General features: G+C 68.3%; 13 protein-coding genes and 1 riboswitch. Of the genes, 6 read left to right on the forward strand and 7 right to left on the reverse strand.

Annotation, left to right across the window (positions count from 1 at the left end):
* The first annotated feature begins 26 nt into the window (after positions 1 to 26).
* From CVA01_RS02370 to CVA01_RS02380, 3 genes are read left to right on the forward strand one after another with little or no spacing between them, the layout of a single operon-like run.
* Positions 27 to 1,007 carry a PDR/VanB family oxidoreductase gene (locus CVA01_RS02370; protein WP_141328335.1) on the forward strand — a complete coding sequence of 327 codons (981 nt, stop codon included), beginning with the start codon at positions 27 to 29 and terminating at the stop codon, positions 1,005 to 1,007.
* The gene (locus CVA01_RS02375; protein WP_244938096.1) at positions 1,004 to 2,284 is read left to right on the forward strand and encodes an amidohydrolase family protein; all 1,281 of its coding nucleotides are present in this window, start codon (positions 1,004 to 1,006) and stop codon (positions 2,282 to 2,284) included. Before CVA01_RS02370 ends, CVA01_RS02375 begins: the two co-directional genes overlap by 4 nt.
* A gap of 11 nt (positions 2,285 to 2,295) precedes the next feature.
* Positions 2,296 to 3,366, forward strand: a complete 1,071-nt coding sequence (locus tag CVA01_RS02380) for an isopenicillin N synthase family dioxygenase (RefSeq protein ID WP_014011137.1) — start codon at positions 2,296 to 2,298, stop codon at positions 3,364 to 3,366.
* A 69-nt stretch (positions 3,367 to 3,435) separates the two neighbouring features.
* On the opposite strand, the gene CVA01_RS02385 is transcribed toward CVA01_RS02380, so the two are convergent.
* From CVA01_RS02385 to CVA01_RS02395, 3 genes are all read right to left on the reverse strand, one after another.
* On the reverse strand, positions 3,436 to 4,704 hold the full coding sequence (locus CVA01_RS02385; RefSeq protein ID WP_141328337.1) for an LLM class flavin-dependent oxidoreductase: 1,269 nt from the start codon (positions 4,702 to 4,704) through the stop codon (positions 3,436 to 3,438).
* Complete coding sequence (locus tag CVA01_RS02390) at positions 4,704 to 5,471, reverse strand: 3-oxoacyl-ACP reductase (RefSeq protein WP_141328340.1); 768 nt, start codon at positions 5,469 to 5,471, stop codon at positions 4,704 to 4,706. Before CVA01_RS02390 ends, CVA01_RS02385 begins: the two co-directional genes overlap by 1 nt.
* A 58-nt stretch (positions 5,472 to 5,529) precedes the next feature.
* Positions 5,530 to 5,629, reverse strand: a riboswitch (TPP riboswitch).
* Between the two features lie 21 nt (positions 5,630 to 5,650).
* Positions 5,651 to 7,309 (reverse strand): long-chain fatty acid--CoA ligase, encoded by a 1,659-nt coding sequence (locus CVA01_RS02395; RefSeq protein ID WP_141328342.1) that lies wholly within the window; start codon positions 7,307 to 7,309, stop codon positions 5,651 to 5,653.
* A 254-nt stretch (positions 7,310 to 7,563) separates the two neighbouring features.
* Between CVA01_RS02395 and CVA01_RS02400 the strand changes: the two genes are divergently transcribed.
* The gene (locus tag CVA01_RS02400; protein ID WP_014011133.1) at positions 7,564 to 8,007 is read left to right on the forward strand and encodes a pyridoxamine 5'-phosphate oxidase family protein; all 444 of its coding nucleotides are present in this window, start codon (positions 7,564 to 7,566) and stop codon (positions 8,005 to 8,007) included.
* 80 nt (positions 8,008 to 8,087) lie between these two features.
* On the opposite strand, the gene CVA01_RS02405 is transcribed toward CVA01_RS02400, so the two are convergent.
* A complete protein-coding gene (locus CVA01_RS02405) occupies positions 8,088 to 8,882 on the reverse strand; it encodes an MBL fold metallo-hydrolase (protein ID WP_141328577.1) in 795 nt (264 codons plus the stop codon).
* Positions 8,883 to 9,078: 196 nt separating this feature from the next.
* On the opposite strand from CVA01_RS02405, the gene CVA01_RS02410 reads away from it, so the two are divergent.
* Both CVA01_RS02410 and CVA01_RS02415 read left to right on the forward strand, forming a co-directional pair.
* Positions 9,079 to 10,239 carry an MBL fold metallo-hydrolase gene (locus CVA01_RS02410; protein WP_141328344.1) on the forward strand — a complete coding sequence of 387 codons (1,161 nt, stop codon included), beginning with the start codon at positions 9,079 to 9,081 and terminating at the stop codon, positions 10,237 to 10,239.
* Positions 10,208 to 12,007: an alpha/beta hydrolase gene (locus tag CVA01_RS02415; RefSeq protein ID WP_244938097.1), complete on the forward strand. Its 1,800-nt coding sequence runs from the start codon at positions 10,208 to 10,210 to the stop codon at positions 12,005 to 12,007. The genes CVA01_RS02410 and CVA01_RS02415 overlap by 32 nt, the downstream gene beginning before the upstream one ends.
* Here CVA01_RS02415 and CVA01_RS02420 read toward each other — a convergent pair.
* The 3 genes from CVA01_RS02420 to CVA01_RS02430 all read right to left on the reverse strand — a co-directional run bounded on the left by CVA01_RS02420 (position 11,987) and on the right by CVA01_RS02430 (position 13,862).
* Entirely contained in the window at positions 11,987 to 12,367 is a 381-nt protein-coding gene (locus tag CVA01_RS02420) for a phage holin family protein (protein ID WP_141328348.1), read from the reverse strand. The two genes, CVA01_RS02415 and CVA01_RS02420, sit on opposite strands and share 21 nt — an antisense overlap.
* Positions 12,368 to 12,430: 63 nt before the next feature.
* Positions 12,431 to 12,697 (reverse strand): hypothetical protein, encoded by a 267-nt coding sequence (locus CVA01_RS02425; RefSeq protein WP_174775591.1) that lies wholly within the window; start codon positions 12,695 to 12,697, stop codon positions 12,431 to 12,433.
* Positions 12,698 to 12,782: 85 nt separating this feature from the next.
* On the reverse strand, positions 12,783 to 13,862 hold the full coding sequence (locus CVA01_RS02430; protein WP_141328350.1) for an isopenicillin N synthase family dioxygenase: 1,080 nt from the start codon (positions 13,860 to 13,862) through the stop codon (positions 12,783 to 12,785).
* Positions 13,863 to 14,000: the final 138 nt, after the last annotated feature.

The following is a 14,000-nucleotide window of genomic DNA, read 5'->3' on the forward strand; positions in this document are numbered from 1 at the left end:
GCACCGATCTCTGCGAAGGTGAATCCATGTCCGCTCCTGTGTCCGCTGTGTCCGCTCCGTCAACCGTCACAGTCACCGTGACCGCCCGACGCCCGCTCACAGCCCGCGTCGACGAGTTCCGTCTCGAACCAGCCGCCCCCGGCGTCCTCCCCGGATGGACGCCCGGCGCCCACCTGGACGTCACCGTCCCCGGCGGTGGAGCAGGGGAAGCGCTGGTGCGCCAGTACTCGCTGTGCTCCGACCCCGCCGACCGCTCCGGCTACACCATCGCCGTGGACCGCGCCGCGGACTCACGCGGCGGTTCGACAGCACTCCACGAGCTCGCCACCGTCGGTACACCACTGCAGGTCGGGGAGCCGCGCAACCACTTCCCGCTGACCCGCGCACTGAACTACGTCTTCGTCGCCGGCGGCATCGGCGTCACTCCGATGATCGCGCTGGCCGCGCAGGTCGCCCGCTCCGACCGCCCCTGGCGCATGCTCTGCCTCGCCCGCACCACCGACGCCATGCCCTACCTGCCGGAACTGCGCTCCACCTTCGGGGGCGCGGTGAGCTTCCACGGCTCCTCCGGAGGACGCGTCGACCTCGCCGCCGAGCTGGCTGACCTGCCCCGCGGCACCGCCGTCTACGTCTGCGGGCCCGGCACCCTGGCCGACGACGTCGCCGCCGTGGTCGCCGACCAACCGGCGGTGGACGTCTTCACCGAACAGTTCACCGCCCCGGACACCTCGGGGGAGACCACCTCGTTCGACGTCTCCCTGGCGTCCTCCGGGGAGACCTTCACCGTGCCCTCGGACGCCTCGGTGCTGTCCGTTCTCGAGGACCACGGCCGGCTCGTGGCGTCCTCCTGCCGGGAGGGGATGTGCGGGACCTGCGAGGTCGAGGTCGTCTCCGGGGAGGTCGACCACCGCGACGCGGTGCTGACCCCCGAGGAGCGCGCCGAGAACGAGTCGATGATGGTGTGCGTCTCCCGGTGCTTCTCCGGACGGCTGGTGCTGGACCTGTGAGCACCGTCCTGCGCGGCGCCCTGACCTCGGTGGGGACGTCATCCGATGTCGCCGTCGTCGACGGGACGATCACCACCGTCCTGCCCACGGACGCCGAGATCGTCGACGTCTCCGGCTGCATCGTCACCCCGGGCCTGGTCAACGCCCACCACCACCTGCTGCAGTCCGCGTTCCGGACGCTGCCCGGCACCCGCGGTGTGCGGATGGCCGGGTGGCTGTCGGTGATGGGGCAGGCCTACCGCGACTACGCCGTCGCCCCGGAACTCGGTGCCGCGGCGGCCTCCGTCGGCGTGGCGGAGTCTCTGCTGTGCGGGGTGACGACCGTCGCCGACCACCATCTGACCTGGCCGGACGGGGTTCCACCGGTGGATCTCGCCGTGGCTACGGCAGGTGCAGCCGACGCTCTCGGTGCCAGGCTCTGCTTCGTGCGCGGCACCACCGGGGAGGACGCCGACGCCGTCGTCGACTCGGTCCGTGCCATCCACTCCGCCTTCGCCGGGATGGACGGGGACCCGGTGGGACGCGGCATGCTGCAGCTCGCCGTCGGCCCCTCCGGCGCCCACACCGACGGGCCCGAGACCTTCGCCGCCCTGCGCGACGTGGCCAGGGAACTGGGGCTGCTGCGCCGCACGCAGTCCAATGAACAGGTCGACGTCGAACGTGCCGCAGAGAAGTACGGGTGCCGGCCGCTGGACCTGCTGGCAGACTGGGGCTGGCTGGAGCCCGGCGTGACCCTGGCCCACCTGTGCGGGATCTCGGAGGCCGAGCTCGAGGTCGTGGCGTCCTCCGGGGTGACCGTGACCCACGCGCCGGGCTGCGATGTGCCGATGGGCTGGGGCATCTCCCCGGTCGGTGACCTGCTGGACCGCGGGGTGACCGTCGGTCTGGGCACCTCCGGCGGCGGCTCGAACGACGGCGGGCACCTGCTCGCCGACGCCCGGCTGGCGGTGCAGGTCTCCGGACTGACCGGGCGCGTCCTCACCGCCGAGGAGGCGCTGGGCATGGCGACCGCCGGGTCCGCCGCGGGTCTGGGGCGTCCGGAACTGGGCGTCCTCGATGCCGGAACCCCTGCCGACCTGTGCGTCTGGGACTGCTCCGGGGTCGCCGACGCCGGCGTCCACGACTGGCCCGCGGGCCTGCTGTGGGCCAGCCCGGGACGCAGACCGCGCGACGTGATGGTCGCCGGGGAATGGGTGGTGCGCGACGGTGAACTGCTCACCGCGGATGCCCACGGACTCGCCGCCGAGCTGAACTCTCTTCTCGCTCAACGATCCTGAAAGGACCTGACATGACTGACTTCCACGTCCCCGTCATCGACATCACCGCCTACGCCACCGGCGGCACCGACGCCGAGAAGGCCGAGGTCGCCGCCGCGGTGGACGCCGCCGCCCGCGAGGTCGGCTTCATCCAGCTCACCGGGCACGGCATCGACCCGCAGGTGTGGGACGGCCTGGCCTCGGCGCTGGACGCCTTCTTCCTGCGAGACCTCGAGGTGAAGAAGGAGGTCACCACGCCGCCGAGCGTGAACCGCGGGTACTCGGCCCCGAAGTCCGAGCGGCTGTCGTTGTCGCTGGGCGTGGAGTCCGCGACCGGGATGAACGACTTCTTCGAGGCCTTCAACATCGGTGTGCAGGCGTCCGACTTCCCGGAACTCGACCTGCCGGCCGCGGACTACCCGGAGAACGTGTGGCCCGCCGAGACCGGTGCCGGTGCCGAGGGGATGGCCGGCTTCCGGTCGCAACTGGAGGCGTGGTTCGGCGCTGCCCAGGGAGTGGCCGAGACTCTCGTCGACATCTTCGAGGACGCCCTGGGCCAGCCCCGCGGCACCATCGGATCCCTGTCCGACCACTCCATCGACGTGCTGCGCACCATCAACTACGCCCTGGAGCCAGGGGTGACCGTGGAGCTCGACGGTGAGCTCAACGGGATGGGCGAGCACACCGACTACGGCATCGTCACCGTGCTCTGGGCCGACCGGGTCGCCGGGCTGCAGGTGCTGGGCTCGGACGGGTCGTGGAACGATGTGCTGCCCGAGCCGGGTGCGCTGCTGGTCAACCTGGGTGATGTCACCGCCCGGCTGACCAATGACCAGTGGAAGTCGACGCTGCACAGGGTGAAGCCGCCGGTGGTGGACGGCACGATCCTGCGCCGTCGGTCGGCGGCGTTCTTCCACGACGGGAACGTGGACGCCGTCGTCGGTCCGCTGCCGGGCATGGTCGACGACTCGCACCCCGCCCGCTACGAGCCGTTGACCGTGGGCGAGCATGTGGCCCGCAAGCTCGCCGGGTCGCGGTCCCTGGAGCTCAACGCCTCGGACACGGCGCGTGAGTCGGAGCGGGTGCTGTCCTCGCGGCGGTAGGCGGGTCTTCCTTGCACGCATGTCCGCATCACGCAGTCTGAGGTCGTTGGAGCAGGGGGCTGACCAGCTTCAGGCTGCGTGATGCCGACATCGGGACGTCAGATGCCCTCGCAGCGTGTCCGCCGTGTACTCCCGGCGGAACAGGCCGCGCTCCTGCAGGACCGGGACGACCAGGTCCACCACATCATCGAGCCCGCCGGGCAGGGTGGGCGGCATGAGGTTGAATCCGTCGGCCGCACCATTGACGACCCACCGCTCCATCTCGTCGGCGATCTGCTCCGGAGTGCCGACGAAGGTCGCGTGGCCGCCACCGGCGGCGAGGTAACCCAGCAGGTCACGGACGGTCGGACGACCGTCCGGGGAGGACGCGAGAATCCGCAGGATCGTGGCGTAGCGTCCCGCCGGACCGGTGAACTCCGCCAACGGCGGAAGGTCAGGCACCGGTTCATCGAGTGCCCATCCGGAGGTGTCCCGGCCGACGAAGAAGGACAGCTGACGGAGGGAGTCCGCCACCGGCAGCAGTTCGTTGAGCTCCCGCTGCTTCGCCCTGGCCTCCTCCTCGGTGGCCCCGACGAAGGTCACCAGACCCGGCATGATCACCAGGTTATCCGGGTCGCGACCGTACTCGGCGGCGCGCCGTCGCAGGTCCATGCGGTAGTCGCGGGCGGATCCGAGGTCCCACGCCACGGCGTAGACACCTTCGGCGTACCGGGCGGCAAGGTCACGACCCGGCTCGGACGCCCCGGCCTGAAAGAGCACCGGGTGGCCCTGGGGGGTGGCGGGGATGTTCAGCGGCCCGTCGACGTCGAAGAAATGTCCGTGATGGTCCACCGGGACAGCCGCGGTCGGCGGTGACCCGGCCGGCCAGGACTCCCACAGGGCGGTCACGGCACCGATGAACTCGGCGGCGCGGGCATAGCGTTCCTCGTGGTCGGGCAGCCGGTCCATCCCGTGGTTGCGGGCCTCGGCGTCCGTCATGGAGGTCACCACGTTGATTCCGGCGCGGCCACCGGAGATATGGTCCAGGCTCGCGCTGAGCCGGGCGGTGTGGAAGGGATCCCAGAATGTCGAGGAGATGGTGCTGACCAGGCCGATTCTCGTGGTCGCCCGGGCCAGGGCGGTCAGCGCGGTGACGGGTTCGAGGAACCAGGACGGTCCCGGGGTCGGGCTCAACGACTGGCCGTCGGCGAGGAAGACGGCGTCGAAGCGCCCCCGTTCCGCGGTCCGGGCCAGGTCCTCCCACCAGGTCACGTCGCCGAGCCGGTCGACGGCGGAGCCCGGTGCCCGCCAGGCGGCGGAATGGTGCCCGCAGCCGTGGGCGAAGAGATTGAGGTGCATCAGTTCTTCACCAGGCCACCGTCGACGACGAGGTTCTGGCCGGTGACCGCGCGGGCCCACGGGGACGCGAAGAACAGGGCCGTGTCCGCGAACTGCTCCGGAGTGGTGACCTCACGCAACGGGGTTCCGGCGGCGATGCCGTCGAAGACGACCTCCGGCGTGGCGGCGGAGGCGTCCGTGGTGCGCAGCAGGCCACCGGAGATCATGTTCACGGTGATGTTCTCCGGTCCGAGATCATCGGCGAAGGTCCTGGTCAGCGACAGAAGCGCGGCCTTGGCGGCGGTGTAGTCGTGGTAGGGGACGACGGGGTTCTGGAAGAGGTTCGTGCCGATGTTCACCACGCGTCCGCTGCCGATCTCCCGGAAGTTGGGCAGCGCGGCCTGGATGACGTTCACCGCACCGCCCACCGCCCCCTCGAACTGCTGCTGGAAGCTGCTCCAGGCGATGTCGGAAGCCTTGGGACGGGCGTCCCCATTGAAGGAGAAGTCGACCAGCGCATTGTTGACGACCGTGGTGACGGGTCCGAGGCCGGCGTCCCCGACCGCGGCGAACAGGGCGTCGACCTGCTCCCGGTCGCGGACGTCCGCCTGCACGGCGAGGAGGCGTCCGGGGTTCTCCGTCATGAGGGACGCCGCGGTATCCCCGCTGGAGTGGTAGTTGACGATCACTGTCGCGCCTTCGCGGAGGAAGGCGTCGGTGAGTGCCCGGCCGAGGCCGCGGGCGCCCCCGGTGACGAGGACGGTCTGATCGGTGAGGTTCATGCTCATGCCTTTCGGTCACAAGCGGTAAGGACCTTCGGGCATGCGTGCCTGAACGTGCACAGACGCGCGTAAACCCTGACAATCCCTCCGCCAGTACGAACTGGTTCAGGTTCAACGGGTGTGATCTCAGCCGCCCGGATCGGACGGCACCCCGTGTCAGGGAGCGAGCGTAGCAGGATCGCCGGTTACGCCGTCGCCGGCGACTGGACCGTGAGCTTCCCGGCGTCCAGCTGCTTGCGCAGGTCCAGCTTGCTGATCTTGCCGGTGGCGGTCAGGGGGATCGCGTCGGTGACGGCGACCGCGTCCGGGATCCACCACTTGGCGACCTGGCCGTTGAAGAAGCCGAGCAGCTCCGCGGCGTCGATCGTCGCTCCCTCTTCGGGCACCACGACCAGCAGCGGCCGCTCCTGCCACTTCTCGTCCGGCATGGCGATGACCGCAGCCTGCTTGACCGTGGGATGGCCCACGGCGGTGTTCTCCAGTTCGATGGAGCTGATCCACTCACCACCGGATTTGATGAGGTCCTTCGCCCGGTCCTCGATGTGCATGTAGCCCAGCGGGGAGATGGACGCCACGTCACCGGTGTCGAACCAGCCGTCGGCGGTGAAGGCGTCCGCACCGACCGTGCCCGGGCCGTCGGCGCTGAAGTAGGACGACGCGATCCAGGGACCACGGATCTGCAGGGCGCCGACCGCCTCGCCGTCCTGGGGGAGGACGCCGCCCTCGTCGTCGACGATGCGCAGCTCCACACCGAAGGGCGGGGCACCCTGGCTGGCGCGTGCCTTCTGCCGCTCCTCCTCGGGCAGCTTCTCCAGGGCGGGCGAGGTGTGGAACATCGAGCCCAGCGGGCTGGTCTCGCTCATGCCCCAGGCGTGGACGAGGTCGACACCGTAGCGCTCCTCATAGGCCACCATGAGGGAGTAGGGCACCGCCGAACCGCCGCCGACGAGGGTCTTCACGGAGTCGATGCGCTTTCCGGTGGCGTCCAGGTAGGCGATGAGGCCCTGCCAGACGGTCGGCACGCCGGCGGAGCTGGTGACGCCCTCCTCCTCGATGAGCTCCTGCAGGACGGCAGGATCGCCCATCTTCGGTCCGGGGAAGACCAGCTTCGTGCCGGTCAGCGCGGTGGCGTAGGGGATGCCCCAGGCGTTGACGTGGAACATCGGGACGATCGGCATGGCGACCTCCTTGGCGGAGAGGTCGAAGACGTCCGGGAGGGAGACACCGAAGCTGTGCAGCACCGTGGAACGGTGGCTGTAGAGGACGCCCTTGGGGTTGCCGGTGGTACCGGAGGTGTAGCACAGGGCGGATGCCGTGTTCTCGTCGAACAGCGGCCAGTCGTAGTCGTCGGACTCGTCGGCGATGAAGGCTTCGTAGCTCACGGCATCGAAGGAAGTCTCCGGCATGTGCCCGTCATCGGTGAGGATGACGAGCTGCGGTGCATTGTCCAGGCGGGGGAGCAGTGCCTCGACGGTGCCGACGAACATCGGGTCGAGGAAGAGGAACTTGTCTGAGGCATCGTTGATAATGAAGACGAGCTGGTCCTCGAACAGGCGCGGGTTGATGGTGTGGCACACCAGACCCGAGCCGGAGACACCGTAGTAGAGCTCGAAGTGGCGGTAGTCGTTCCAGGCCATGGTGCCGATACGGTCACCCTGCTCCACACCGTGACGTGCCAGGGCGTTAGCCAGCTTCCGGGCGCGTGAGAAGGCGTCCCGGTAGGTGTAGCGGTGGCGCGGGTTGTCGACCGTGAAGGAGACGATCTCCTGGTCGGCGAACCGCCGGTCCGCGTGGCGCGCGATGCTGCTGATGAGCAGCGGCTGGTCCATCATCTGTCCGAGCATTGTGATGTGTTCCCGTCTGTGGGTAGGAGGTGCTGTGAGTCACTGTTCACTTCTTGCTACCGGTGATACTAAGGGTTTGAGTCTGAAATGTCAGGCGAACAGGTCGGTGACTGTCGAAGTGGATCCGATGTGGCTTCTGCGGCTGCCCTCGTCGTGAAATTCCAGACATGTCACCCCCGGTACCGGCGTCCTACTGCCCCCGCTGGTCCCCACATCCGGGGGAGGGGAGGGTGGCGGGGTGGGACAATGGGGGCATGACCGACAACCACTCTCCCGTCACCCACCTCACCGACGAGCAGTCCCTGGACCTCCTGGCGACCAAGACCTTCGGCCGTCTCGTCGTCCACCGGAAGAACGACATCGATCTCTTCCCGCTGAACTACATCGTGCATGACGGAAAGATCCTCTTCCGCACCGCCGAGGGCACCAAACTGTTCAGCCTCAACCTCAACGATGATGTCCTGTTCGAGGTCGACAATGTCGAGCAGACCTCCGAGGACACCGGCGAAGCCTGGTCCGTCATCGTCAAGGGCACCGCACGCATCCTCAAGGACACGACCGAGATCCACGCGGCCGATGAAGCGCCGCTGAAGCCCTGGCTGCCGACGCTGAAGTACAACTACGTGGTGATCACCCCGAACGAGGACGGCCTCTCCGGCCGGAAGTTCAACCTCGGCGAAGAGCCCGAGCGGTACTGACGCGGTGCTGACGCGGTACTGACGCGGTACTGACCGGGGCCGGGTTGGACGCGTCGGGGGCGATGGTGGCCGTCGGGTAGTCAGGCCCCCGCCCTGGCAGCTGCCAGCAGGGCGGGGTCATGGGCGTTGACGATGAGAAGGTCCGGATCCTGTTGCGCCCACAGCTCCCGGAGCCGGGCGTGGTTGTCCCGGACTTGTGGCCAGTCGTAGGCCATCAGCCGTTCCATCGCGGTCAGGCTCAGCGGGGCGCCACCACCACCGTCGATCTGACCGCGGTGGTAGAAGGAATCGCCGCTGTGCAGGACCCATCGGTCGCCGGCGTCGACCGCCACGGCCGCGTGACCGCGGCTGTGTCCGGGCAGTGCGACCAGGACGATCCCGTCGGCGATGTCGCTCAGCTCGGTGGCGGAGGTGAATCCGCGCCACCTGTCTCCCGAGCGCGGGTCGTGGCGCACCAGGTCAGGTTGCCGGTCGCGTGGGGCGGGGAGGTAGCGCGCCCGCTCGACCAGCGTCCGTGGTGCGAGAGCGGCATGTGCCTCGTCCCCGGTCAGATGGATCCGTGCCCACGGAAAATCCGAGATTCCGCCGACGTGGTCGGCATCGACATGTGTGAGCACGATGTCATGGACATCCCGGGGGTCGAAACCCAGGGCGCGGACCTGCCGGATCGCGGCCTCGGATTCGGTGAAGACCGGTCGCACGTAGAAGCGTGACGGCCCGAACATCCGGCCGGGTTCTGTGCCGTAGCGCAGTCCGAGTCCGGTGTCGACGAGAACGAGTCCGGCGGGGGCCTCGATGAGCAGGACATGGCAGACCAGGCCGTCCGACACGCCCCAGGGACGCATGCTGCCGCAGTTGAGGTGGTGGATCTTCACCGGATCACCCGACATCCGCGAGCAGGACCGGGAAGGTGCCAGTCGGGGGTCGGCCACGCCGCGGTGCCCGAGATCCGGACGGAGAATCGCTCATGGGGCAATACTAGTGACCGGTGCAGGACGGGGCAGGGAACTGCGGCGACCGTGATGAGGGTCACCGTCAGCGCGGGGTCACGCCACCCGGTACGTTGAACCCATGTCCAGTTCCCCGGTCGCGTCCCAGGTGACCCCCTTCGCGAAGCCGCAGTACACCGCCGCGAAGAACAGCCGTCCCCCCGCTCCGGTGCGCGTCGCCGGAGGCCCGGGCAACGGTGGCCACGGCACCGAGACCTGGGTGCGTCCGGTGGCGATGCCGGGTTCCGGCGTCATGGCGGCCGTCTTCTCCACCATTCACCTGGGGGAGGGCGGCGTCACCGTCATCGACCCGGGCTGGACCGGCAGGAAACAGGAGGGCGAGTTCCTCCGCGACCTCGACAGTTTTCTCCGTGACCGGGGACGCCGCCTCGAACAGATCTCCCAGGTGATCGTCACCCACGCTCACCCGGACCACGTCGCCGCGGCGTCCTGCCTGCTGGACGCCACCCGTGCCAGGTTCATCGTCGGCGAGCAGGAGTGGCGCAGTGTGGAGAAGTCCCGCACCGGCGACGCCGACGACCCCTACGCCCCCTGGCCCGACGCATTCGGGGCACCGGCCGGCGTCCTCGACGCCGCCGTGGAGCACATGAACAATCCCCGCGTCCCGGGCTTCATCCCCCGACGCCACCCGGACATCCGGCTCGCCGACGGCGACCTCCTCGCCGACCACGGCCTCGACGACGACCTCGGGGCCCGGGCGGTCATCACCCCCGGTCATACCCCAGGTCACATGTGCCTGGTCAACGCGGACGCCGGGATCTTCCTCGCCGCTGACATGATCCTCCCGGAGATCCACCCGGGGATCGGACTGGGCGTCGGCCAGCTCGGCGGCAACCCGGTGGTGCAGTACCTGGAGTCCCTCGACCGGATCTCCGAGTTCGATGATCTGCTGGTCATCCCCGGTCACGGATACGTCTTCTCCGGGCTGGCGGCGCGACGTCGGGAGACCGCCGAGCATGTCCTCAGACGCGCGTGGGAGGTGCGGCGCATCCTCGACTGGAACCCGGAGATCAGCGTGTGGCGGCTGGCCTCCGCGCTGACATGGTCCGCGGGCTGGGACGGGCTGCGCGAATCACCGATGCTGGTGTCGGGGTTGCGGCAGACGATGATGTACCGTGACCTGTTAGTTTCCCGCGACCATCTCCGGACTGGAGACGGGGAAGACCCACTGACCCGATGGGAGCAGACCTTTGGCCTCGACGAACGGTACAGGGCCCTCTGAGGTACCCGCCGGGACACCGGCAGCGGAACCTGCCGAGACCGGCGCGGAGACTGGCGCGGACACTCGCACCGAGACCCCGGAAACCCCGGAAACCAGGCTCGGTCGGATGACGACCTACCGCCTGCGACTGAGCTACACGGGGGCAGTTGTCGCCGTGGTGCTGCTCATGCTGTCGATGACCCCCTCCCTGCTGCCCCGCGGGCCGCTGTTCCAGGGGGCGGTGAGCGGTGCGTCGGCGGCGTGCGGCTACATGATCGGCGTCTTCCTGTCCTGGGCGGTCCGCTACATGTTCTCCCGCGACTTCTCCGAATGGCGGGGCCGTACCCTCTCCTGGCGGTGGTGGGCACCGCTGGGCGTGGTCGCCCTGGTCGGGTTCGTCGCCGGGTTGTGGAAGTTCCGCGAGTGGCAGAACGAGGTCCGTGATCTCGTCGGTGAATCCCCTCTGGCCTGGACCGTCTTCCCGGTGACCGTGGTCGTGGCCGCACTGGTCTTCCTGGTGCTGGTGCTGCTCGGCCAGGGCTGGGGCACGTTGGTCCGGACCCTCTACACATGGCTGGGCCTGCTGGTCCCGCCGCGGATCGCCCGGGTCGCCTCGATCGCCGTGGTGATCGCGCTCACGGTGTTCCTCGCCAACGGTGTGGTCGCGAAATACTCGATGCAGTTCCTCAACGCGTCCTTCGCCGCGGCCAACGACCAGACCAGCGAGACGTCCGTGCAACCCACCTCCGAATGGCGCTCCGGCGGTCCGGAATCCCTGGTGAGCTGGGAGTCCCTGGGTCGGGAAGGACGCACATTCGTCTCCCACGGGCCGTCCACCGAGCAGCTGGAGGAGGTCAACGGCTCCCGTGCTGTCGAACCGATCCGCTCCTTCGTCGGACTCGGTTCCGGGGACGACCTGCGGGCCAATGCCGCACTCGCCGCCGAGGAACTGGTCCGCGCCGGTGGACTGGGACGTGAGATCATCGCCGTCGGTTCGGCCACCGGCTCCGGCTGGATCAACCAGGCCACGGTCGATTCGCTGGAGTACATGTACAACGGCAATATCGCCACCGTGTCGATGCAGTACTCCTACCTGCCCAGCTGGCTGTCCTTCCTGGTGGACAGTGAGCGTGCCCGGCAGGCCGGGGTGTACCTCTTCGAGGCGGTGGACGCGAAGATCCGGGAGCTGCCGGAGAACCGGCGTCCGAAGATCGTGGTCTTCGGGGAGTCCCTGGGGTCCTTCGGTGCGGAGGCGGCGTTCGGGACGATCCCGACGCTCACCGCCCGGACCGACGGGGCACTGTTCGTCGGGCCGACGTTCAACAACGACCTGTGGCGGGAAGCCACCGACCAGCGGGACGCCGGTTCCCCCGAGCGGCTCCCGGTGTACGACAACGGTGAGCATCTGCGGTTCGCGGCCGAGGCCTCCGACCTGGAAGAGCTGGACTCGGAGTGGAACGAACCCCGGGTGGTGTACCTGCAGCACGCGTCCGACCCGATCACCTGGTGGTCGCCGGACCTGATCTTCAACCGGCCGGACTGGCTCAGCGAATCACGGGGACCCGATGTGCTCGATTCGACGCAGTGGATTCCGCTGATCACGTTCCTGCAGGTCAGTGCGGATATGGCCGTGTCGACGGATGTGCCGGACGGGCACGGGCACACCTATATCTCGGAGATTCCCCGGGCCTGGGCGAAGATCCTCGAACCTGTCGGCTGGACCGGTGACGAGGGCGAGGAGAAGCTGGAGCAGATCATCCCGCTGCTGTCACGCAGCGGGAGTCTGTGACCGCTTCCTGAGCACCGCGGCGATGATGAGGGTCGTGGCGGCGGTGAGGGCCCACATGAGGACGGTGGCGACTACCCAGGTGCCGGCACCGTGGATCACGAGACCACCGGACGGCAGTGTGGCGATCCACAGGGCCAGAAGGGTGGAGACCAGGCCGGCGCCGCCGACGAATCCTTCGGCGTAGCGGCCGACCAGCTTCGTGACCACAGGTGCGAGCACCAGTTGGGCGACCGTGAAGACGATCACCGCGACAACGATGCCACCGAACGACAGCGTGAACCTGTCGATGAACAGCGCGCAGAGCAGGATCGCCACGGCGGAGGACGCCAGAGAGACCGCGAACCGGGTGAGGAACTTCATGACGTCCACCATGTACCTTGCCTGGGAGTGATATGTACTGGTCAGAGTACAGGGACGGCGCGGTCAGAGGAACAGGGATCCAGGGGTGGGCCGGGTCTCGTTGCGGGCGGTCCGGGCCTTCTCCGCGATACCTGTGTGGTTGAACAGCAGGTTGAGGAAGAAGGCGGCGAGGGCGGCGAGGACCACTCCGTCGGACAGCAGCGTCTGCGTCCAGGAGGGGAAGTTCGACCAGATCCCGGTGGAGAGCTTCGACAGCAGGCCCAGTGCCACCGCCAGGGCGATGCTCCTGAGCGGGTCAACGCTTGAGCGGGTGGGAAGGCATGTCGGCATCACGCACTGTGAGGTCGGTTCAGGGTGGGGTGAACCGACCTCACAGTGCGTGATGCGGACGTGGGGTGGGGAACGGGCGGATGCCCTACGTCGTGGACTCGGCCTTGCCGAAGTTCGCCTGGATGCGCATGTCGAGGTACTCGCCGGCGGTCATGGGCTCGTACTTGCCTTCGGGACCGGCGATGACGGCGTCGCGGTCGGCCTGGGCGAAGTAGGGCATGGAGTAGCGCTCGGGGATGTCGACGCCGATGTCGGCGGCCTTCACCCGGTGGAAGTTCGACTTCAGCCGGTCATCGGACCAGCGCATGAGCATGTCGCCGATGTTGCAGGTCAGCACGTCGGTGAAGGCGGGGACCGGGGTCCAGGCCTGGACGTCCTGACCGGCGTCCGCACCCGGCATGACCTGGAGGCCGGACTGGCCGTCGGTCTGGAACAGCAGGGTGAGCAGGTTGAAGTCGGTGTGCGCTCCGGCCCGCCAGACCGGGTTTCCGTTCGGGTCGGCGACGTTGTCCTTGGCGTCCATCGCCATGTAGTGGATCATCCGCAGGGTGCACTGGTGCAGGTCGGAGGCAGGGTTGTGGACCTTGCGGAAGTAGTCCTTCTCGAAGCCGAGCTTCACGGCGAAGAACTCCAGGACGCGCATGGCGACCTCGTGACACTTCGCCTCGAAGGCGAGGGAGTCTTCCTGGAAACCGGCGATGGAGGGGTTGGCGTCCTCGTCGATCCACAGGCCGTCCATGAGCGGGCGGGTGATCTGGTAGCTCTCCTTCTCGTCCGGGGTGCCGGTCGAGGGGCGGATCTGGGACTTGTACTCGAAGCCGACGTTCCTGCCCTTCGGCTTGGCGACGGTCTCCAGGGTATCCTTCGGCAGGGCGAAGAAGCGCGCGGAGGTCGCGAAGGCGTCCTCGATCTCGGTCCTGGTGATGCCGAAGTTCTTCAGCTGGAAGAAGCCGATGGTGGTCGCGGCGTGCCAGAACTCCTCGGCCTTGGCGTCCCACTGCTCAGGCGTGAGGTCCCAGTTGTCGAGGTCGATAACCGGGACGGAACGGTCGGTGGTCTCGGTGCCGATGCCGCCCATGCGGGTCTCGAGTCCGAGCTCTGCGTTGGTGAAGTTGTCGGTGGCGATGGTGGTGGCGATGTCGGTGGGCGTGGTGGTCTGAACCATGGTGGTCCTTCCATATCACGCGGTTTCCCCTACGATCTTTCGCTCCGTCATCCCGACGCCATGCAGATCCGGCTGAGCCGCTGTCTTGTATCTGACACCACTGAATCTACGGAGCGGTCTTTGCGGGTCTGTGCCGTG

It is taken from the genome of Corynebacterium variabile, assembly GCF_006539825.1.
Taxonomy (GTDB): domain Bacteria; phylum Actinomycetota; class Actinomycetes; order Mycobacteriales; family Mycobacteriaceae; genus Corynebacterium; species Corynebacterium variabile.